The following is a 22,573-nucleotide window of genomic DNA, read 5'->3' as shown; positions in this document are numbered from 1 at the left end:
CACCAAAAACAACAACAAATGGTGCATTAAGACATGTCAAAAAAAACCATGACGTCGCTCTCTACGCTCCTGTTCACATGCGCGGCTCCCAACACTTATGCCGCGTTCATCGACGACACGCAGACAAGCCTCGAATTGCGCAACTTCTATTACAATCGCGACTTTCGCAACGAGGGCGCCAGCCAATCCAAACGTGATGAATGGGCCCAAGGTTTCATCTTGAACCTGCAGTCCGGATTCACCGAGGGCACGCTTGGCTTTGGCGTCGATGCGCTCGGCCTGCTGGGTGTAAAACTGGATTCCAGCCCCGACCGAACCGGTTCCGGCCTGCTGGCCTTTGATTCGCAGCGCAATGTGAATGACGAATACGGCAAGTTTGTTCCAACCGCGAAGGCTCGCCTGGGGCGTAGCGAATTACGTATCGGTGGTCTCAACCCCGTGTTGCCCCTGTTATCCAGCAACAACAGCCGCCTGCTCCCACAGGTGTTCCGCGGTGGAATGCTGATCTCTAAAGACCTTGAACCTTTGACCTTCAGTGCTTTACGGATCAACGCCGTGAAACAGCGAAACTCGACCGACTTTGAATCGCTGACCACGTTCGGCTACAAGCCGGTACAGGCCGATCACTACACCTATCTGGCCTTTGACTACAAAGTGATGCCGCAACTTTCGCTCAGCTACCATGTGGCCGAACTGGGAGACCTCTACCGCTCGAATTTTTTCGGCTTGAAGTTCGAACGCCCGCTGGGCGCCGGTTCGGTGATCTCCGACCTTCGCTATTTTGCTGCCAGCGAAACCGGGGATGAAGGACTGGGTGAAGTGGATAACCGCACGCTAAGTACACTGCTTTCCTACCGTCAGAGCGGCCATACGTTCGGCATTGGCTTCCAGAAAGCCTGGGGCGAAACATCGTTCGCCATGGTTAACGGTGCTGATACCTATCTGTTCGGCGAGTCGTTGGTCAGTACTTTTACCGCACCCAACGAGCGCGTCTGGATAGCGCGTTACGACTTTGATTTCGCAGCTGCCGGATTACCGGGGCTCATTCTGGGTCTGAAGTATGTAACGGGTGACGAGGTAGACCCTGCCCTGTTGGGTTCATCCCAGGCTGCCAATCTGCGATCCAAAGGGCAGGATGGCAAAGAATGGGAGCGGGTCACCGACATCATTTACACCGTACAAAGTGGCCCGTTGAAGAATGTATCAGCACAGTGGCGCAACTCCACGAATCGCTCCACCTACGCCGACAGTGCTAACGAAAATCGGCTGATTTTCCGATACACGTTCAAGTTCTGAGAGAGATCACACAGGATTCGCGCTCATACTATCGCTGAGGCTTGCTTGGCCCTGAAATCGCGCCTTGATAGGGCCAATCTTGACACCCACGGACTTTCCCCGACGCCGTCTATAATCTGTCTATATTCTGTCTATAGTCACTCTATAATCAGCCATAAAAACTCACAACCCTCCGGTAAGCCCTGTCGGTGGCTTGAATTTCAGCCTGGACAAAATCGGCCTCGGCAAAGACATCGATCTGACCACTGCGCTTGTGGCGCTCTCCGATGAATCGCAGAAGATTATCGTCCTGATGATCGACGAAGCGCAGCACGCGATTACAACGAGCGAAGGTGTGGCGGCGCTGTTCGCGCTCAAGGCGGCAAGGGACGAACTCAACAGTTCCAAGCATCATGGACTTCGCATCGTCTGCACCGGATCGAACCGGGACAAACTGGCCATGCTGCGCAACAGTAAGGATCAGGCTTTCTTTGGCGCTTCCATGGTGCAGTTCCCCACCCTGGATCAAGATTTCATCGATTGGTTGTGTGCCAACCTTGATCTTCCCTGCGCGCTCGATCCGACAGAGGTGTTCGAGCTATTCAAGGAAAGTGGCTACCGCCCTGAGTTGCTCGGGGCGGCGGCTGACGAAATCCGCTTTGACTTCACCATCGACCCTGAAACCATACCGGCACGGTTTACCGAACTGGTTCGAGCGCAAGCTGATGAGCTGTACGCGAACCTGAAGAAGGTGATCCGTAGCCTCACCCCTATCCAGTCTGCCGTCATTCGCGTCATGAGCGTGAAAGGCGATCACTACGCCCCCTTCGAGGCTCCGACCATGGCGCTGTACGCCAAAGCGCTGGAGCACGCGGGGATTGCAGCAAGCGAAGTAAAGGTTGAAGTACCGGGTGTTCAGCAAGCACTCATTGCCTTACAGGAGAAAAAGTTGGTCTGGAAGGCTTCGCGGGGTGTGTATGCAGTCGATGAACAGGTGATTGTCGATCTGCTACGTGCCGATGGCCTGCTGGGAGGATTGTCCTGATTGTAGGAGCGAGCTTGCTCCGGGCGGCGTTCCGACGATGGTCGTCAACGATAACGCTATCAACCTGACACCCCGCGGCGCTTTCAGGTTTTTCGCGAGCAAGCTCGCTCCTACAGTTGATCGTCAAGTGTGCCGATGGCAGTGCTCATTGCCCGAACCAATGTCAAAATAACGTTACCTCCTCAAAATACCTCAGTTCCACTCATCAGAAAGATCGGTTTTTTGACGATTCTCCGATATGCGGTCACAACTTTCACGCTCCCTCAGGTCCTAACACCGTGCTCGTCGATGGAATATTGACATCAATGCGGTTTTAGCCTGACACGGAGATAAGTTTATGATTTTTAACGTACAAAGTTTTGGCGCTAAAGGCGATGGCATCACAGACGACACGGCGGCGATACAGAGTGCAATAGACGCGGCCGCCGCTGCAGGCGGTGGGCAAGTCTACATGCCGACCGGAACTTATATCGTTTCCGGCGGTGAAGAACCCTCAGACGGCTGTCTGATGCTCAAGAGCAATGTCTACCTGTACGGCGATGGCATGGGCGCAACCAACGTCAAGGTGGCTGATGGCTCCGACACCAAGATCACGGGGGTCATCCGCTCCGCCTATGGCGAGGAAACCCACGACTTCGGCGTCAGCAACCTCACCATCGACGGCAACCGCGACAGCACCACGGGCAAGGTCGACGGTTGGTTCAATGGCTACATTCCAGGCGAAGAAGGCTACGACTCCAACGTCACCCTCGACAGCGTCGAAATCAAGGATTGCTCAGGGTATGGATTCGACCCCCACGAGCAGACCGTCAACATGGTCATCAAGAACAGCGTCTCCCACGGCAACGGCCTGGACGGCTTCGTGGCAGATTTCCTCAGCGACAGCACCTTTGAAAACAACGTCGCCTACGACAATGACCGCCACGGTTTCAACGTCGTTACCAGCACCCACGACTTCACCCTCACCAACAACGTTGCCTACGACAACGGCGGCAATGGCATCGTGGTGCAGCGCGGCAGCGAGGACATCCCCTCCCCCAGTAACATCACCATCACCGGCGGCCAGGTGTACGGCAACGGCGCCGAAGGGGTGCTGATCAAGATGTCCAGCGCGGTGACTGTCAGCGACGTCGACATTCACGACAATGCCAGCGCCGGGATCCGCGTCTACGGCAGCAATCATGTCGAAATCATCGGCAACACGCTCAACAACAATTCCCTGGGCAACCCCGTACCGGAAATCATCATCCAGTCTTACGACGATACCCTGGGCGTCTCCGGCAAGTACTTCAACGGCAGCGACAACACCATTCAGGGCAACATTATCAGTGGCAGCGACCTGTCGACCTATGGCGTTGCAGAGCGCAATGAAGACGGCACCGATCGTAACGCCATCATCGGCAACACCATCAGTCACACCAGCAAGGGTGCCACGCTGGTCTATGGTGACGGCAGCTACGTCAGCGCCACGGTGCCGATGACCACCGTGCAAGGTACAGCTGGCAACGACATCCTGTCAGGCAGCGCCGCCAGCGAGATTTTCTACGGCGGTGCCGGCAATGACACGATCAATGGCGGGGACGGCGGCGACATTCTGGTGGGTGGTGCCGGCATCGACAAACTCACGGGTGGTACCGGCGCCGATATATTCCGTTTCGCCGCGCAGTCCGACAGTTACCGCAACGCCACCGCAAGCTTCGATGACACCATTACCGACTTCGACGTCACCCAGGACAAGATCGACCTTACCGGTCTCGGTTTCACCGGCCTGGGCAATGGCCGTGGCGGCACCTTGCAGGTCAGCTACAGCGCCAGCAATGACCGCACCTACATCAAGGACTACGATGCCGACGCCAGTGGCAATCGCTTCGAGTTGATCCTGTCGGGCAACCTGGTCAGTACCCTGACCGCCAGCAATTTCATCTTCAATCGGGTGGTCAGTGGCACCAGCGGCAGCGACTCGCTACTGGGTAGTGATTCGGCCGACACCCTGCTTGGCCTGGCGGGCAATGACAGCCTCAGTGGCGGCGCGGGCGACGACAAGCTCGACGGCGGTGCCGGCATGGACACCCTCACCGGTGGCACCGGGGCGGACACCTTCGTGTTCTCCGATCGCCTGGACAGTTACCGCAATTACAACACCGGCGGTGTCAACCTGAGCGACCTGGTCACCGATTTTGATATCAGCGCCGACAAGATCGACCTCTCGGCCATGGGTTTCACCGGCCTGGGGGATGGCAAGAACAACACCGTGTACCTGGTGCTCAACAGTGCCGGCACCAAGACTTATATAAAGTCCCTGAGCGCCGACGCCAATGGCAACCGCTTCGAAATGACACTGAATGGCAACTACCTCGACACGCTGACCAGCGCCAATTTCGTCTTCGCCACCGCGTCGCCGACCAATCAGGCGCCGGTGCTGGCCACGCCACTGCTGGATCAGAACGCCACCGAAAACACCGCATTCAGCTACGTGGTGCCGGCCACCAGTTTTACCGATCCGGATAACGACAGCCTCAGCTACAGCGCCAAGTTGGCCAATGGCAGCGCCCTGCCCAACTGGCTGACATTCGATGCAGCCACTCGTACGTTCAGCGGCACACCTGGCGACACGGCATCGGGCACCTACTCCATCCAGGTCATCGCGACCGACGCCAGCAATGCAACCGTCAGCGACAGCTTCACCTTGGCCGTGCAAGACGTGCCCGCCGGCCCCGCCGTGATCAATGGCACGCCGAACAACGACACCCTGACCGGCACCGACGCCAACGAACAACTGTTCGGGGGCGCCGGCAACGACACGCTTAATGGCGGCGCGGGCAACGACATCCTCGTCGGAGGTACCGGTGCGGACAAACTCACCGGCGGCGCGGGTGCCGATGTGTTCCGCTACACCGCAACACTCGACAGCTACCGTACCAGCGCCACCAGCAGCAGTGACCAGATCCTCGATTTCGATGTGGCCGCCGACAAGATCGATGTCTCGGCGCTCGGTTATACCGGCCTGGGCAATGGCCTGAACGGTACGCTGCAAGTGACCTACAGTGCTACGAGCAACCGCACCTACCTCAAGGACCTGACCGTCGACGCCAATGGCAACCGCTTCGAAGTGTCGCTGGCGGGCAATCTGGCAACCAGCCTGACGGCGAGTCATTTTGTCTTCGCCGACCAGAACACTCCCGGCAATGTAGCGCCGGTGGTGGCCATCCCCCTGCTCGACCAGAACGCCACCGAAAGCGCACCGTTCAGCTACACCCTGACCCAGGACAGTTTCACCGACGCCAACCAGGATGTGCTGACCTACACCGCGACGCTTGCCGACGGCAGCGCCCTGCCCGCATGGCTGAGTTTCAACGCCACCAGCCTGACGTTCACCGGCACGCCGATCAGCACGGCGTCCGGCCAATACAACGTGCTGGTCAAGGCGACCGATCCTTCGGGGGCGTCGGTCAGCGACAGCTTCGCCCTGGCGGTGGCCGATGCGCCCGCCAACACCATCGCCGGCACCAACAATACCGAAACCCTCATTGGCACGGCCGGTGCGGACCTGATCCTCGGCCTCGGTGGCAATGACACGATCAAGGCCGGCACCGGTGCGGACATCGTCGACGGCGGTGCCGGACGCGATTCGCTGTACGGCGGCGACGGCGGCGACACCTTCCGCTACATCAACGTGCTCGACAGCTACCGCGACTATGACGCCGGCGGTGTCACGGCCACAGACACGATTTACGACTTCACCGCAGGCGTCGACAAGATCGACGTCTCGGGCCTGGGCTTTCTCGGCCTCGGCGATGGCAGCAATGGCACCTTGTACCTGACCCTTAACACGGCCGGCGACAAGACCTACATCAAGTCCGCAGAAGCGGATGCCGATGGCAATCGTTTTGAAATCGCCCTCAACGGCAACTACCTCGATACCCTGACCGCCAGTGATTTCGTGTTTGGCGAGCGCGCCCAGCAAGACATCCTCTACCTGCCCACCCTCGGCCAATCCAATGCGCGCCTGCTGCGCATGACCGAGGACGACGATCAGTCCGGCACCTCGATGCTGGTCAATGACCTGGACCGCTACACCCCCTATGACGTGCGCAGCCAGTTCACCGACGCCGATGGCAACGGCATTGACATCGCCGTGGGTGGCAGCACCGTCAACGGCCTGTCGACCCTGGGCGCCGAGGAACTCAAGTTGTGCTGGTGGCTGACCGACACCAACCAACCCGGACCTGCACTGCTGCGCGCCGAGGCGTTGCTGCGGGACCAGCTCACCGAACTGCAATCGATCGACAACGTCACCATGGGCATCATTTGGGGCCAGGGCGAGGAAGCCGCCCAGGAAATCGGCCGTGCCACGGACAAACCAGCGGCAGCGGCGGCCTACAAGGCCGCGACTCTGAAGGTCTTTGATTACCTGCATGCCCAGTTCGGCAGCTTCAGCGTGTACATGATGGAAACCGGTCACTACGAGCAGGACGCAGCGCGTGCCCGTGGGTACTCGGAAGAGAAGATTGCCGCCATCGTCGAAGGGGTCGGTTATGTTCGAGCCGCCCAGGAAGCCATCGTCGCCGAACGCGCCGATGTCAAGCTGGCAGTGGACTACACCGACCTGCCCTTGCGCTACGAGGTCGATCCACTGGTGTATCCCGATGACGTCTGGCACCTGCACGAGGAGTCGGCGGAGATCGTCGGCCAGCGCCTGGCCGACTTCATTGCCGATGACCTTGGCTTCCAGGGCAACCCCAGTGACAACAACAGCGTGCAGGACATTTTCGACAACGCTCAGAACCAGGGCGGAATGATTTCCGGTACCGACCAGGCCGATACACTGGTGGGCAGCTCGGGCAACGACACGCTGGATGGCGACCTGGGCGCCGACACCCTGACCGGTGGCGATGGCAACGACATCTATGTGGTCGATAACGCTTTCGACAGCGTTGAGGAAAGCAACGCCTCGACCGCGCAGATCGATACCGTACAGGCCTCGGTCAGTTGGACCCTGGGCGCCAATCTCGAGAACCTGGTGCTCACCGGCGTGTCGGACATCGACGGCACCGGCAATGAACGGCGCAACTTCATCACCGGCAATGCCGCCAACAACGTGATCGATGGTGCCGCAGGGGCCGACAGCATGAGCGGCGGCGATGGCAACGACACCTACTATGTCGACAGCGTCGACGACACAGTGATCGAGACCAGCAACAGTGCCGGGCCGGGAGGGATCGACAGCGTGCACAGCAGCCTGGCGGCCCATACCCTCGCCAGCAACGTCGAGCAGCTGTATATCGATAACGCGGGCGCCGCCAATGGCACGGGCAACGGGCTGGACAACACGCTGTTCGCCGGCGCCGGCAACAATGTGCTGGACGGGCGCGAGGGTAATGACACGGTGTCTTTTGAGCGCGCCGTGTCCGGCGTTACCGCAAACCTTTCGACCTCGGCGCAGCAAAACACCTTGGGTTCCGGGCTCGATACCTTGAAGTTCTTCGAAAACCTGACGGGCAGCGCCTACGCCGACAGTCTGTCGGGCAACAGCGCCGCGAACGTGCTGAACGGTGGTGCGGGCAACGATACCCTGGTGGGCGGTTCGGGCGATGACCGGCTGATCGGTGGTGCAGGCACCGACAACCTCAGTGGCGGCACGGGCGCGGATACCTACGCGTTCGGTGCGCTGTCGGACATGGGCGTCGGGGCTTTGCGCGATGTGATCAACGGCTTCAAGACCGCCGACGGCGATCATCTGGATTTCACCGGCCTGGACGCCAACCCGCTGACCGCCGCTGTCGACGCCTTTACCTTCATCGGCAGCAATGCCTTTGACCCTGCCAATGCCACCGGCCAACTGCGCTTTGCCGATGGCATTGTCTACGGCAGTGTCAATGCCGACGCCACCCCCGAGTTCGAAATCCAACTGGTAGGCGTCAAGGAGCTGCACGCCAGCGATTTCACAGCCTGAGTCAACCCGCTCCCCATGGGAGCGGGCTTGCCCGCGAAGGCGGCGGCACATTCGATATGGATGCTGACTGATCCACCGCTTTCGCGAGCAAGCTCGCTCCCACAAGGGTTTGCAGTGCCCGAAAAATCCAGGACAACCACAGATCAAATGTGGGAGCGGGCTTGCCCGCGAGGCGGCGGCACATCCAGCACTGAGGCAAGCTGACCCACCGCTATCGCGAGCAAGCTCGCTCCCACAAGGGTTTGCAGTGCCCGAAAAATCCAGGACAACCACAGATCAAATGTGGGAGCGAGCCTGCTCGCGAAGGCGGTGGCACATCCGATATGGATGCTGACTGACCCACCGCTTTCGCGAGCAGGCTCGCTCCCACAGGGATAGGCGCCAGTCTTTGAGTTTGAGTTTTATTGCAACCGGACTTCTCAAAACAGACGTTGCACCTGCTCCAGGACCGCGCGGTTCATCTGGCCGGTGTGGGTGTGCAGGCTTACGTAGCTTTGCAGCATGTCGAGCTTGGTATTGAGCAGGTCTCGACGGGCCTGGAACACCCGCTGTTGCGCATCAAGAATGTCCACCGTGGAACGCACGCCACCCTGGAAGCCTTTTTCCGTCGAGGTCAGCGCCCGCTGATTGGAATCCACCGCCCTCTGCATCGCCTTGCTCTTGGCAAAGCCTGCCACGACGCCCAGATAATCGGCCTCGATGTCCTCGGCCAACTGTTGACGCTGCACATCGTAGTCGGACTGGGCACCTGCCAATTGCGCTTCGGCCTTCGCCACGGAGGCACGTACCGCCCCGCCGCGATACAACGGAATATCCAGCTGGACCCCCACGTAATAAGAGTCCTGGCGCGGGTCGAGCTCCTGGTACTGAGGGCTTTCCCGGCGCGTTAGCTGGGTGGTCAGCGACAAAGTCGGATAATGCCCGGCGCGCTGGCTGTCAGCCTGCGCCTCGGCGACTTTCACTGCCGCCAGCCGGGAGGCCAGATCGGGGCTGGCTTCACGGGCAATCGCCGTCCAGTACGGCAAATCCCGCTCCGGCGGTATCGGGCTACCGGCGGGCAATTCTTCGCGCATCGGCTGAATGTCATCGATCGGTACGCTGGCGCGACCGGACAACGCCCGCAACGCCGCCACGCGACGGGCCTGGGCTTCAGCCTCCTGGGCGTCGACGAGATCGAGCCGGGCCTGGGCCTCGTCAATATCGGTGATTGCGCCCTCGCCGCCCTGATAAAGCTTTTTGCTCTGCGTCACCAACCCGTTGATGGCCGCCTTTTGCTGGGCGATCAACTTGATCTCGTTCTCCGCACGGGCGACGTCGAAATAGCCTTTGGCCACCCGGTCGAACAAGGTCTGGCCGGCAACATCGAACAGTTGGGTACCCAACTCCCCCCGCGCCTTTCCCTCCTGATACGCCGCCCAGCGCCCCTTGTCATAGAGCGGTTGTTGCGCCGCCAGGGTGACGCTGTTCGCCTGGTAGTCGTTACTGTTGACGTAGGTGTTGTCGTCGCCGCCGTCGATCCGTCCGCCGTAACCGTAGCGCGACGTCAGCGACACCTGCGGATAGAGGCCGCCGCGGCCAATCTCCTCTTCATGGCTGGAAGCGTCAAAGGCATGGGCTGCCGATTGCACGGTCGGATCATTGAGCCGCGAGGCATCGTAGGCCGCGGTCAGGTTCAGGCCTTCTTCGGCGGCTGCCAGGGGATTGATCGCGGCCCAGTTGGCACACAAACCCAGTAGTACAGCGTAGCGATAGCGGCAACGGTCGGTCATGCTCATTCCTCTTTGAAGGCTGCGAGCAAGCGTTCGCGCAGTGGTTTCATCAGGTAATTCATCAAGGTGCGTTCCCCCGTCACCACCGTGACATCGGCGAGCATGCCGGGGCGCACCAGCAGGCCAGCGGCCTGCAGCGAGGCGACGGTGTCGGCGGCAATCCCGATCTTGGCGGAGAAGTACGGCTGGTGTGTCTGTTCATCGATCAACTGGTCCGCCGACACCGTTGTCACCGTGCCGGTGACGGTCGGCGTATCCACCCGTTGCAGCGCGGTGAAATGCACATGCACCGGCAGCCCCGGGCGCAACTTATTGGCCATCAGCGGCTCGAAACGCGCGGTGATCGCCATCGGGGCGTCCAGCGGCACCACCTGCATCAGGGTCTGGCCGGCCTGGGCAACGCCGCCGACCGTATGGACGCTCACGTCCATCACCTGCCCGGACACCGGCGCCCGGATCGCACCGTTGTCGACTTCAAACTGCAAGGCACGAATCTGATCGGCGTAACCTGCCGCCTCGGCAGAGACCTCGCTGAGCTGGATTTCGGCATCGCGGCGAAATTCCTGCTGCGCCTGCAAGGCCTTGAGCCGACTTTCGTTGATCGCCTGGCGGGTCCTGCCGACATCGCCCACCCCGGAGGCAATCTGCCCGGCCAATTGGGCGGCGTTGCGCTCGGACTCGAAGAGCTTGTTGCGCGGAACGTAGCCTTCACGGGCCAAATCACGCAGGCCTTCGAGTTCCTGCTGCTGGAAGCGCATCTGCGTGTCGTAGTTGCGCTTGACGCCTTCGTAGCCGAGCAATTGCTGCTGCAACGCCGCGGCTTCGTGTTCGATGATCTGCAGGCGGCTGCCCAGCTCTGCGCGGCGCGTCAGAAACAACTGGCTCTGCAAGGCCATGGCCGCCTTGACCCGCGGCTCCTCGGCACGTGCCAACAGTTCAGCGGGCCATTGGATCTGGGCCGAGCCCAGGCGCTCGGCAATCAACCGCGCTTCGACGCTGCGATCGTTGAGCAACTTGCCCAGGGTCACGTCCCGTTGCGACTGCGCCTGCACCGTGTTGAACTGCACCAGCAACTGCCCCTGGGTGACGCGGTCACCATCGCTGACCAACAGTTTTTCCACCACCCCACCGACCAGCGACTGCACCGCCTTGCGTTCGCCCGCCACCACCACAGTGCCGCTGCCCACGACACCCTGGTCGAGCGGCGCAAGGCAGGCCCAGAGCAGGAAGCCGCCCAGGGTCAGGACCAGGAAGCCCACACCGTAGCGTGCAGCCCCCCGGGCGTCGGTACTGGCGCCGGGCAGCGTGCTGTCGCTGCGTACGCTCAGCACCTGCTCGCTGTACGTTTTAGCCTTGGGTGTCAGATCACGCATGATTGCCAGCCTCTTTGACCGCGGCCGGTCCTGGCCCTGGCATCAATGCCTTGAGCACCCGATCCCGAGGACCGAATGCTTGTTGAGTGCCATCCTTGAGCACCAGGATGTGATCGACCACCGCCAGCACATTAGGCCGATGGGTAATCAGCACCACGGTGCTGCCGGCAGTCTTGAGCGCACCGATGGCCTGCACCAGCGCCAGCTCGCCGGCTTCATCAAGGTTGGAGTTGGGCTCATCCAGCACGATCAGCGACGGGCGCCCGTAAAGCGCGCGGGCCAGGCCGAGGCGTTGCTTTTGTCCGCCGGACAACCCAAGCCCGCCAGGCCCCAGCGGCGTGTCGTACCCCTTGGGGAACCGCAGGATCATCTCGTGGATACCGGCGTGGCGCCCGGCGGCAATGATCTTGTCGGCGTCCTGCTCGCCGAAGCGGGCAATGTTGTCGGCCACTGTGCCGTCGAACAGCTCGATGTCCTGCGGCAGGTACCCGAGGTGCGGGCCCAGGGCGTCGTGGGACCATTGGCTGATCTCCGCGTCGTCCAGGCGCACCGACCCGCCCATGGCCGGCCATACCCCGACCAGCGCCCTGGCCAATGTCGATTTACCACTGGCGCTGGGGCCGACGACGGCAAGCACCTCTCCTTTGGACAGACTGAAATTGATGCCCCGCACGATCGGTTGCGTGGCACCCGGGGGGCCGACATACAACTGCTCCAGGCGCACGGCGCCGGAGGGCGGTGGCAAAGGCATGCGCAGGCGCTCGCGTGGATGCCCGGCAAGCAGTTGGCTCAGGCGCTGGTAGCTCTGGCGGCCGGCATTGAATTGCTTCCACGAGCCAATGGCGATTTCCACGGGCGCCAGGGCACGGCCCAGCAGCAGCGACATCGCAATCATCATGCCCGCCGACAATTGGCCTTCAAGCACCAGCAACGCCCCCAGGCCGAGGGCCAGCGACTGGCCGGAGATGCGCACGAAACGGGTCATTGAAGTGATGCGGGCGCTGCGATCGCTGGCATGGGCCTGCGCGGCAATGATGCGTTGCTGCAACAAGCTCCAGCGCTGGCGCAACGGCCCGAGCATACCCAAGGCCTGGATGACTTCTGCATTGTGCAGTGTGCTGTTTACATAGATCGAAGACTGCACGCCCAGGCGATTGGCTTCGCCCAGACGCGTGCGAGTCGCCAGTTCGCCCCACAGCGCCAGGCCGATCAGCACCAGGGCCAGAACCAGCGTCAGCACACCGAACCAGGGATGAAAGATGAACGCCACCAGCACGAAGATCGGCAACCACGGTGCATCGAGCAAGGCAATCAGGCCCTGGCCGGTAATCAACTGCCGCAGCGTCGCCAGGTCGGTGAGCACCTGCGCCGGGTTGGCGTTGTGCTCGCGCAGGCTGCGGGCGAAGGCAGCGTCGAAAATCCGCTCGCCCAGGGCATCGTCCAGCCCCGCGCTCATGCGTATCATCACCTCGCCGCGCACCCACTCGATCAGGGCGCTGAACATGAACAGCCCCAAGGCGATCAAGGTGAGCATGAACAAGGTGGTTTCGTTGCGACTGGTGAGGACCCGGTCGTACACCTGCATCATGTAGAGCGATGGCACCAGCACCAGCAGGTTGATCACGCCACTGAACAGTGCCAGGGACCAGAACACCCGGCGATAGCTTAATAACGCGGCATCAATCTCATGACGCGGATCGAGAAGCAAACCCATTAATATGTCGCTCACAAAAGGAAAAGTCGGTCCAGGACGCAATCCATCGCGAGCGTTTTGCTCAGGACACTGGAGAAAACACTAAATGTAGGCTGACATGCCGCTATCAGAGACGGTCCTCGTCTACAGCGCCCATAACTGACAACGACACCAGGGGTTAGTGCCGGCTACAAGGGCCGGGTTTTGATGTAGACGACGGGCGGGAATGCAGGGGCAACACGTTCGCTCCTTTCAGAGCGGCCCCGTCAGGTAACCGATGAACAGCCGAAACAGCTCAGCATTCGTGGAAATTTCAAATCGCTGGTAAATGTTGTGCTTGTGAACCTTGACCGTGCCTTCCGATATCTTCAGCACAGCAGCGATTGACGTGCTGCTGTGGCCCTGCAATATCAATGATGACGAACAGGGTTATGGAAGTCGTTTGATGAGAGGTCGACCAGAGGGAGACTGGACGGAAACTGGGCGCGGCTTGTCAACTGATCGATAGGTCGCCGCGGTTCCATCATCGGACCGCGGCACCGGCATCCCGCAACTGACGCTGATTGACGTCCTTGCTATCAATGATTGTTTGGCAACGCTGGAATCGGCGTTGCGCGATTGGCACGCCAGGTCGCAGGAAAGACCCGGTGTTCAGCAATGGAGAGCAATGGTCGAACGTGGCGCCATGGATCACTTAGAGCGTGTAGGAAATGCCGACCTGAACGGTTCTCGGTTCACCCGGGTAGGCATAGACATTACCGAAGGCACCCTCTTCATAGTCACGATCGAACAGGTTCTTCACATCGAGATTAAGCCTTACCTTGTCATTGACCTTGTAGAAGCCGAGCAGATCGACAACGGTATAACTGCCCATCGAAAACGCCGTGGCAGCGGTCTGACCGGCGCGTTCATCCACGTACTTGCCTCCCACCCCTACACCCAGCCCTTTCAAGTTGCCCTCCTGGAATTCGTAAACGTTGAGCAAGCTGAAGCTGTTTTTCGGAATGTTCATCAACCGGGTGCCCGACGGGATCACATTGTCCTTGGTAACCTCGGCGTCGACATAGGCATAGCCGCCAATCACCCGCCACTCAGGGGTTATATTGCCGGCCACGTTCAAATCAAAGCCACGGCTGCGCACCTCGCCCGCCGCCACGCTGAAGGTCGAGTCCACAGGATCGGTGGTGAGGACATTGCGTTTTTCAATCTGGTAGATCGCCGCGTCAACACTCAGCTGGCGATCCAGCGCTTCCCATTTGATACCCATCTCATAAGACTTGCCCTTTTCCGGGTCGAAGCCACCACCCAGTCGACTGGCCCCGGTGTTAGGTTTGAACGAGCGCGCTGTATCGGCATAAACCGCCACGGTATCGGTAAGGTCATAAAGCACGCCGAAACGAGGCGTCACGGCATTGTCGCTCGCCTCCCAGCTTCTGCCACCTGGCACAAAGGTTTCGTATTCATGCTCGAAGCGCTCGAAACGGGCGCTCGCCAACACCTTCAACCGGTCAGTCAACGCAACCTGGTCCTGGACGAAGGCCGCGTAGGTCTTGAGGTTTTCCTTATCGTTGGTCGGCGTGCGGGTCAGGGCCGGGCGAGGTTGGCCGTACACCGGGTCGAAGATATCAATCGGATAAGCACTCACGGCACCACTGGAACGCTGAATGATCGACTTGTAATCGTAATCCTCGTACTCGATACCGGTTAACAAGGTGTGATCGAAACCACCGGCAGAGAAATGCCCGGTGAGGTTCAGTTGGGTGTCCTTGTCCGTCCACTCCAGTTTGCGATAATTGAAGTTGCGCCCCAACGTGCGTCCATCGGCGGCGACTCCGTTCGCTTCAATGGCATTGCCCTGCAAGGTGCCATCAAGCCACTGAAAACCACCGCCCAATGTCCAGTTGTCACTCAGGAAGTGCTCAAATCGCAGTTGGGCCATGTTGTTGTCGTTGTGCAATTTGCCCGCGTCTTTTTCACCAAAGAATGTGTCACGGGACGCGGTGCCAATCTGATTCGGATAGCGCGTCACGCCGCGATCCAGCGGATGATTGTTGCGCATGAAATCGCCCTCGAAGATCACCTTGGTGTCGTCGTCGGCCTGCCAGGAAATAACCGGGGTCACGCCGTAACGTTCGGTTTCGACATGATCGCGGAAGGTATCACCGCCCTCTCCCACCACGTTCAAGCGATAGGCCAGACGGCCCTCTTCATCGAGCGGGCCGGAGGCATCGAGCGTGCCACGCTTCATGCCCTGATCATCGACCTGGCTGCCCAGCGTTACGGTACGTTCAGCCAGAGGCTGTTTGGAGACCACGTTGAATGTGCCACCAGGATCGCCCCGGCCATAGAGAGTGGTCGCGGGGCCCCGCAAAACTTCCAGGCGCTCGATGGTGTTCGCGTCTGGCATGTTCGGATACCCGCGGTTGATCGGAAAGCCGTTGCGGTAGAACTCGCCGGTGGTAAATCCACGCACCGTGAAGGTGGTCAGCCCCTGGCCGCCGAAGTTGTTGGCGCGTCCCACCCCGCCGGCGTAGTCGAGGGCATCCTGAAGCCGGGTAGCCCCGATATCCTCAACCACATCTTTGGTTACCACGCTGATGGACTGCGGCGTTTCATGAATTGAAGTGTCGGTGCGCGTCGCGCTGGCGGAACGCGTGGCACGGTAGCCCTTCACCGGCCCCTGAGCCGTTTCATCCTCCGCCGTACCGACAATGTCGGTCGCCTGCAGCTCCAGACTGTTGTTATCGTTAAAGGCCTGCTCCGCCCAGGAAGCAGCGGAGAACGCCTGAAGCACACAAATGGAGAGCAGAGTACGACGCATCTAGGAACCTCGATAAAACAGCCATATAGGACGGCATACGTGCCAAAATCGCGACGCATGGTATACCATCTTTTTAGCTTTTGATACTTATTCGTATTTGTATTTGCTGTAACGCCCAGAGGCTTGCGCGCATGGTCAAGACGTCGGCGACCACGTCGCATCGCAGCATTGACTGCACCTTTGAGCAGGTCATCCAACCCTCGTCCGCTTAGTCCTTGTCCGATCTTGGTATCGCAATCCGGCTACTGGCCTTGACCTCCCGTAAAGCCAGACTGGATTGAATGGACGCAATCCCCACCTGGCGCCTGAGCACCTGCTCGATGAAATCACTGTAGCTATCCAGATCCTCTGCCAACACTTGCAGCACGTAATCGGCATCCCCGGTGATCTTGTGACAGGACAGCACTTCAGGCAATTGCGCAATTACCGCCTCGAAGGCGTCGGGCGCGTGATCGGCGTGGGTAGAAAAACGGATGTGCACGAACGCCATGATATCCAGCCCCAGCATGCGTCGATCAAGGTTGGCCTGGTAGCCCTTGATCACACCCGCCTCCTCCATCCGCTTTCGGCGCCGCCAGCAAGGCGTAAGGCTCAGCGACAGCCGCTCACTGAGCTCGGCGTTGGAAATGCTCGCGTCCTCTTGCAACAACGCCAGAATCGCCAGATCGGTGTCGTCGAGACTGATGCGTTTGGATATTTTTTTCTGCACGGATCAGTTCCTGAGTATATTCGCCCGAAAAATCTACCAAACCATGAACATAAAGCAAAGAAATCGCAGCCTTACCAGAACAAAATATTTGCACTGGTTCACCTCAACGGATGCGCAGAATGTTTACAGTTTTCAGTGATTCCCACCGTTTGCACCATGGCACCGAATTGAAAGATGGCGTGCTCAAGCCGTCCTTCGAACAGCCCAGCCGGGCCGATACCGTGCATAAACGGGTCAAGCAGGTAGGGCTTGGCCAGATCATCGAGCCGCGAGCATTTGACCGGTCGTGCTATGTCAACGCGCACAGCGAGCGCTACGTCACCTTTCTCGAAACCGCCTGGCCTGAGTGGTGCGCCACCGGACGCACCCACGATGCCTTGCCGCTGGTATGGCCGGTGCGCGATCTGGCCAACGAGCAAGTGCCGACGTTCATCGATGGCAAGCTGGGTTTCTATGCCATGGACGCCGGCTCCCCTATTACAGCCACCACTTGGCAAGCGGTACAAACCAGCGCCGATATCGCGCTGACCGGGCTGGCGTTGATCGATGAAGGCCACGACAGTGCGTTTGCCTTATGCCGCCCGCCGGGCCACCACGCAGCGCGTGAATACATGGGCGGCTATTGCTATCTGAACAACGCCGCCATTGCCGCCCAGCAGGCCATTACCCAAGGCGCCAAACGTGTCGCGGTACTGGATGTCGACTTTCATCATGGCAACGGCACCCAGAACATTTTTTACGGGCGTAGCGACGTCATGTTTGTCTCGTTGCATGGCGAACCGGCGGTGTCCTATCCGTACTACTCAGGCTTCAGTCACGAAGTCGGTGCCGGGCACGGTGAAGGTTACAACCTGAACTATCCACTGCCGAAGAACACCACCTGGGAAAGCTACCGCAACGCCCTGCTCCACGCCTGCAAGAAACTCCAGCAATTCGCCCCCGAGGTGCTGGTTGTTTCACTGGGCGTCGACACGTTCAAGGACGATCCCATCAGCCACTTCCTGCTGGAGAGCGAAGATTTCATCGGCATCGGCGAGCTGATCGCGGGAGTCGACTGCCCCACCCTGTTCGTGATGGAGGGCGGCTACATGGTCGACGAAATCGGGATCAACGCGGTCAACGTGCTGCATGGCTATGAGAGCAAACGTGCCTGATTTGATGCAGGAGCTGCTTTGTCGGATCGCAGCACCGCAGCGAAGGCGGTGTTGAGCCATGCACCGCCGATGAAGACGTCTTCGCCGGCAAGCCGGCTCCTACCGGGGTTGGCCTTCACCACAACCCGGCGGTATGCAGCTGGACCTGTAGGAGCCGGCTTGCCGGCGAAGGCGGTCTCGAGATTTGCAGCGTCCATGAAGACGCCTTCGCCGGCAAGCCAGCTCCCACAGGGTTCAGGCCCTGAATCGCAACGTTTTAACTATTGAATCGGAGAATAACAACATGACTCTTTTTATAGACGTCGATCATGCCGCACGCCTGTTTGCCAAGGTTGGCATTCGCCGTGCAATCCGCGACATGGCGGCTTACATCGAAGCTGACTACTCACGCTGGGCGCAGTTCGATAAGTCGCCCCGCACCGCCAATCATTCGGCCGACGGTGTGATCGAGTTGATGCCGACCGACGATGGCCAACAGTATTCGTTCAAATACGTCAATGGCCACCCGGACAACGGTAAAAGAAACTTGCTGACGGTCATGGCGTTCGGTGTCCTGGCCGATGTCCACAGTGGCTATCCCACCTTGCTCAGCGAATTGACGTTGACCACCGCCGTGCGCACTGCCGCGACCTCGGCCCTGGTGGCGCAGTCCCTGGCGCGGCCGGACGCCAGCATCATGGCAATCATCGGCAATGGTGCACAGAGCGAATTTCAGGCCCTCGCTTTCCACGAAATGCTGTCCATCAAGCACATTCGCATTTTCGATGTCGACCGCGACGCTTCACTCAAGTTGAAGCACAACCTGTCCGCCTTCCCGGATATCGAGGTGATTCTGGCCGACTCGGTACAAGACGCAGTCAAGGGCGCGCACATCGTCACCACGGTCACCGCCGACAAGGCCTACGCAACGATTCTGACGCCCGAGATGATCGAGCCCGGCATGCACATCAACGCCGTCGGCGGTGACTGCCCGGGGAAAACCGAACTGCACGCCGAGATCCTGCGCAATGCCCGGGTCATCGTCGAGTTTGAGGCTCAAACCCGGATTGAAGGCGACATTCAACAACTGGAGCCCGACTTTCCCGTCATCGAATTCTTCCGGATCGTTCTGGGTGAAGTCCAGGGGCGCGAGAGCGACGCACAGGTCACCGTGTTCGATTCGGTGGGTTTTGCCCTAGAAGACTTTTCGTCACTGCGCTACGTGCAGGACCTGGCGCGGGAGCATGCGATCGGTGAGCGCATCCACCTGGTGCCGACGCCTGCCAACATAAAAAACCTCTACCAACTGCTTGATCAGCAGGCGGCCATCGTTCCCGCGCGCCTGCGTACGGTCAGCTGATAGTCCAGGGTGACGCCCCTGCGCAAAGTGCCAAGGGGCCACTCACCCTGTCCTGAACGCAAAACCCTGCTACCCACCGTCAGTAACCCTGCATCTCTAACAAGAACGCTAGCCAGCCACTTTTCTGCCAAAACTCAAAAACATAAAATAAAGAGGTTTTGTAATGAAATCGACTTCGTCCGAGCGGGTTGAACAGCCCGCGCTGCAGCGTACGCTCAGCAATCGTCACATCCAGCTCATGGCCATGGGAGGCGCCATCGGTACCGGCCTGTTCATGGGCTCCGGGAAGATCATTGCCCTCTCCGGCACATCGATCATCCTCATCTATATGATCATCGGGATGTTCGTCTTCTTCGTCATGCGCGCCATGGGCGAGCTGTTGCTCTCCAACTTGAACTTCAAAAGCTTCGCCGATTTTGCCGGTACCTACCTCGGCCCGCGGGCGGCATTCTTCCTCGGCTGGTCGTACTGGCTCAGTTGGAGCGTCGCGGTGATAGGCGATGCCGTGGTGGTCGGCGGCTTCTTTCAATACTGGTTCCCCGGCGTACCCGCCTGGATACCGGCCGTCGGTATGCTGATGACGCTGTTTGCCTTGAACGTGCTGACGGTCAGGCTGTTCGGTGAGGTGGAATTCTGGTTCGCGATCATCAAGATCATTGCCGTCGTGACCCTGATTGGCGTCAGCCTGGTGCTGATCGCCAGCTCCTTTGTCTCTCCCAATGGCGTTACGGCATCCCTCAGCCACTTGCTGGACAAACAGGCCACCTTCCCCAACGGCCTGTTCGGTTTCTTCGCCGGTTTCCAGATGGCAATCTTCTCATTTGCCGGCACCGAACTGATCGGCATCGCGGCCGCGGAAACCCGCTCTCCGGAGAAGACACTGCCTAAAGCCATCAACTCGATTCCGCTGAGAATCATCCTGTTTTATGTGCTGGCACTGGCCTGCATCATTGCAGTGACGTCCTGGCACCAGGTTTCGCCCAACAAGAGCCCCTTCGTCGAGCTATTCCTGGTTGCAGGGTTTCCCGCAGCAGCCGGTATCGTCAACTTCGTGGTATTGACGTCCGCCGCCTCTTCGGCCAACAGCGGCGTATTTTCGTCCAGCCGCATGTTGTTCGGGCTGGCGAACCAGGACAATGCGCCCGGGATTTTCCGACGCCTGTCGAGCAGCAGCGTGCCCCTGGCGAGCCTGGCGTTCACCACACTGTTGATGCTGGTGGGCGTCCTGTTGCTGTTCATCGTTCCGGAAGTCATGACAGCGTTCACCATCGTCTCGACCGTGTCGGCGATCCTGGTGATTTTCACCTGGTCGACCATCCTCGCGTCATACATTGCCTACCGCAAACGCCGGCCCGACCTGCACGCGCAATCGGCCTACAAAATGCCCGGCGGCGTACCGATGGCCTGGTTCTCCCTGGCGTTCCTGGGGTTTGTCCTCTGTTTGCTGGCATTGAGACCTGACACCCGTATTGCCTTGATGGTCATGCCGGGGTGGTTCATATGGTTGGCGATTGCCTATCAGTTGACCCACGCCGGAAAGCGCAAATCTGCTGGTGGTTCGGCGAGCCAGTACAGCTGATACTCACTTGGAGCCTTTGGGAGCTGATGCAGTGAAACGCCCTTGAGCGACCGTGCTCAAGCACCTCCTCTCTTTAGATAAGGTGGTAGTCATCCCGCGATGAAACTCACCCGCTGGCAACTTGCATCACTGCCAATGCTCACATAGTTTGACCAGCTCATCGACCACATACCTGACCTTCGGCCGCAGATGCGACACCTTTGGCCACACGGCATGCACATCGACCGCTTCGGGTTCATACACCTGCAGCACCTCCACCAGTCTGCCCGCCTGGATATCGTCCTGGAACAGGCTGCGTGGCATCTGGCACAGACCGGTGCCGGCGACCGCCGCGAGAATCATGGCTTCCCCGTCGCCGATCTGATGGGTCGAAGGTGGCGCGTATCGTACGGTTTGCCCCGCCTGCATGACCCGCCACGACAGCGGCTGGCCGCGTCGATGCCCGACAATGCAACGGTGCTGGCTGAGGTCTTCCAGGGTCTGCGGAATGCCAAAGCGCGTCAGGTAGTCGGGGGCGGCACAAATGGCCCAGCGTTGTCGGGTCAGCCGCCGCGCCACCAGACCGCTGGTGTCTTGCAGTTCTCCGAAGCGGACCAATAAATCGATGCCCTCCTCGAAGGGATCGACCAGGTGGTCGGAGAACGTCAGGTTCAGTTGCAAAGCCGGATACTTTTTCGCGATCTCAAACAGCAATGGGGCCACGACCCGACGCCCGAATGCCACAGGAATGTCGACGCGCAGGCGTCCGGAGGGCTCACCACCACCGGGCCCCAATCCGCTCTCTGCGGCACCTATTTCTTCAAGGGCACTGGAGCACGCCACGAAATAGGCCTCTCCATCCGCGGTCAGGGAAATTCGACGAGTCGTGCGATGAAACAACTGCGTGCCCAGGCGCTCTTCCAGGCGTGCAATGGCTTTTCCCACGGCGGATTTTGACACCCCGAGACGCTCGGCAGCCTGGGTGAAGCTGGTCGAGCGCGCCGCCACGACGAATGTGATGACGCCTTGAAACGAATCGATAGGTACCATGCCAGCTCGATAATTGTAGAGTTCAGGTCTACCCAGATTATAGTTTCAGGTCATTTATCGCCAGCATACTCAACAGTAAGATGGGCACCAGCAATGCAACGGTGCAGATCGTGATCGAACGTCGCGCACCTCTCCTGATCATCAATGCCCATAAGGACACCATCATGCCCGTCGTACGTGTGAGCTGGTTCGAAGGTAAAGAACACGCACAAAAAGCCGCTGTTGCTGCAGATATCACCGAAAGCATCGTTAAACACACCGGTACCGATGCCAACTACATCTACGTCATCTTTGAAGACGTTGCGACTTCGGATTGGGCCGGCGCCGGCAAACTGTTCGGGGACGCGCCAGAGAAATCCTGACCCCCATCGGCACCGAATGCATCGGCTTGGCCAGCGATGCATCCTCAACAGGCTTTTCATCAAGCCTCTGACGCAAGGGCTACCCATGCACCCATATATCTCCTGCCTGTTCTCCCTCGCGGTAAAACCCGAAGCATTTGGAAAGTTCAAGGCGCTGATCTCGAACATCGTGGCCGCCACCCGCGCCGAGCCCGGCACGCTGGTTTACGAATACAGCGTAAACGAAGACAACAGCACCGTTCACATCCTTGAACGCTATAACGCCGACGCCGTCGTCAGTCACGTTGATACCACCTTCGCACCGTTCGGCAAACGTTTCCTTGAGCTGTGCACCGTTACCAGTCTGGTGGTCTACGGCACACCTGATGCAGAAGTCCGCAAGCGCCTGGACCCGTTCGGCGCGGTCTACATGACCCCTTTCGACGGCTTCAGTCGCTAAGTCCATTGACTGCGCAGACCCCTGACAGCCCTG

The 22,573-nt window shown here is 59.6% G+C and carries 15 protein-coding genes and 1 pseudogene; 8 read left to right on the top strand and 8 right to left on the bottom strand.

Features of this window, described 5'->3' with window-relative positions:
- The first annotated feature begins 33 nt into the window (after positions 1-33).
- The 3 genes from J2W17_RS04870 (at position 34) to J2W17_RS04855 (ending at position 8,273) form a co-directional block, all read left to right on the top strand.
- Complete coding sequence (locus J2W17_RS04870; protein WP_373459958.1) at positions 34-1,296, top strand: OprD family porin; 1,263 nt, start codon at positions 34-36, stop codon at positions 1,294-1,296.
- A gap of 193 nt (positions 1,297-1,489) precedes the next feature.
- Positions 1,490-2,320 (top strand): ATP-binding protein, encoded by an 831-nt coding sequence (locus J2W17_RS04865; RefSeq protein WP_307330092.1) that lies wholly within the window; start codon positions 1,490-1,492, stop codon positions 2,318-2,320.
- 337 nt (positions 2,321-2,657) lie between these two features.
- Positions 2,658-8,273, top strand: coding sequence for a putative Ig domain-containing protein (locus tag J2W17_RS04855; RefSeq protein ID WP_307330088.1), 5,616 nt, complete (start codon positions 2,658-2,660; stop codon positions 8,271-8,273).
- Positions 8,274-8,692: 419 nt separating this feature from the next.
- Here J2W17_RS04855 and J2W17_RS04850 read toward each other — a convergent pair whose 3' ends face one another.
- From J2W17_RS04850 to J2W17_RS04825, 6 genes and pseudogenes are all read right to left on the bottom strand, one after another.
- The gene (locus J2W17_RS04850; RefSeq protein WP_307330086.1) at positions 8,693-10,042 is read right to left on the bottom strand and encodes a TolC family outer membrane protein; all 1,350 of its coding nucleotides are present in this window, start codon (positions 10,040-10,042) and stop codon (positions 8,693-8,695) included.
- Between the two features lie 2 nt (positions 10,043-10,044).
- The gene (locus J2W17_RS04845) at positions 10,045-11,415 is read right to left on the bottom strand and encodes an HlyD family type I secretion periplasmic adaptor subunit (protein ID WP_307330083.1); all 1,371 of its coding nucleotides are present in this window, start codon (positions 11,413-11,415) and stop codon (positions 10,045-10,047) included.
- A complete protein-coding gene (locus tag J2W17_RS04840; protein WP_307330080.1) occupies positions 11,408-13,129 on the bottom strand; it encodes a type I secretion system permease/ATPase in 1,722 nt (573 codons plus the stop codon). Before J2W17_RS04840 ends, J2W17_RS04845 begins: the two co-directional genes overlap by 8 nt.
- A 231-nt stretch (positions 13,130-13,360) precedes the next feature.
- A pseudogene (locus J2W17_RS04835) lies at positions 13,361-13,528 on the bottom strand (helix-turn-helix domain-containing protein); the annotation flags it as partial.
- A 274-nt stretch (positions 13,529-13,802) separates the two neighbouring features.
- A complete protein-coding gene (locus tag J2W17_RS04830; RefSeq protein ID WP_307330077.1) occupies positions 13,803-15,929 on the bottom strand; it encodes a TonB-dependent siderophore receptor in 2,127 nt (708 codons plus the stop codon).
- A gap of 208 nt (positions 15,930-16,137) precedes the next feature.
- The gene (locus J2W17_RS04825) at positions 16,138-16,638 is read right to left on the bottom strand and encodes an Lrp/AsnC family transcriptional regulator (protein WP_307330073.1); all 501 of its coding nucleotides are present in this window, start codon (positions 16,636-16,638) and stop codon (positions 16,138-16,140) included.
- Between the two features lie 119 nt (positions 16,639-16,757).
- On the opposite strand from J2W17_RS04825, the gene J2W17_RS04820 reads away from it, so the two are divergent.
- Complete coding sequence (locus tag J2W17_RS04820) at positions 16,758-17,792, top strand: histone deacetylase family protein (RefSeq protein ID WP_307330070.1); 1,035 nt, start codon at positions 16,758-16,760, stop codon at positions 17,790-17,792.
- On the opposite strand, the gene J2W17_RS04815 is transcribed toward J2W17_RS04820, so the two are convergent.
- Complete coding sequence (locus J2W17_RS04815; RefSeq protein ID WP_307330067.1) at positions 17,771-17,989, bottom strand: hypothetical protein; 219 nt, start codon at positions 17,987-17,989, stop codon at positions 17,771-17,773. The two genes, J2W17_RS04820 and J2W17_RS04815, sit on opposite strands and share 22 nt — an antisense overlap.
- An 86-nt stretch (positions 17,990-18,075) precedes the next feature.
- On the opposite strand from J2W17_RS04815, the gene J2W17_RS04810 reads away from it, so the two are divergent.
- Both J2W17_RS04810 and J2W17_RS04805 read left to right on the top strand, forming a co-directional pair.
- A complete protein-coding gene (locus J2W17_RS04810; RefSeq protein ID WP_307330064.1) occupies positions 18,076-19,131 on the top strand; it encodes an ornithine cyclodeaminase in 1,056 nt (351 codons plus the stop codon).
- A 163-nt stretch (positions 19,132-19,294) separates the two neighbouring features.
- The gene (locus J2W17_RS04805; protein ID WP_307330062.1) at positions 19,295-20,710 is read left to right on the top strand and encodes an amino acid permease; all 1,416 of its coding nucleotides are present in this window, start codon (positions 19,295-19,297) and stop codon (positions 20,708-20,710) included.
- Positions 20,711-20,836: 126 nt separating this feature from the next.
- Here the strand turns inward: J2W17_RS04805 and J2W17_RS04800 are convergent, their stop codons facing one another.
- The gene (locus J2W17_RS04800; RefSeq protein ID WP_307330059.1) at positions 20,837-21,739 is read right to left on the bottom strand and encodes a LysR family transcriptional regulator; all 903 of its coding nucleotides are present in this window, start codon (positions 21,737-21,739) and stop codon (positions 20,837-20,839) included.
- A 164-nt stretch (positions 21,740-21,903) separates the two neighbouring features.
- On the opposite strand from J2W17_RS04800, the gene J2W17_RS04795 reads away from it, so the two are divergent.
- Both J2W17_RS04795 and J2W17_RS04790 read left to right on the top strand, forming a co-directional pair.
- On the top strand, positions 21,904-22,101 hold the full coding sequence (locus tag J2W17_RS04795) for a tautomerase family protein (protein WP_307330056.1): 198 nt from the start codon (positions 21,904-21,906) through the stop codon (positions 22,099-22,101).
- Between the two features lie 85 nt (positions 22,102-22,186).
- Positions 22,187-22,540, top strand: a complete 354-nt coding sequence (locus tag J2W17_RS04790) for a putative quinol monooxygenase (protein ID WP_307330053.1) — start codon at positions 22,187-22,189, stop codon at positions 22,538-22,540.
- Positions 22,541-22,573: the final 33 nt, after the last annotated feature.

Origin of the sequence: Pseudomonas lini (assembly GCF_030812475.1) — a bacterium.
In the GTDB taxonomy this organism is placed as follows: domain Bacteria; phylum Pseudomonadota; class Gammaproteobacteria; order Pseudomonadales; family Pseudomonadaceae; genus Aquipseudomonas; species Aquipseudomonas lini_A.
Note: the sequence above shows the minus strand (reverse complement) of the source record. Positions and strands in the feature narration are given on the sequence as shown.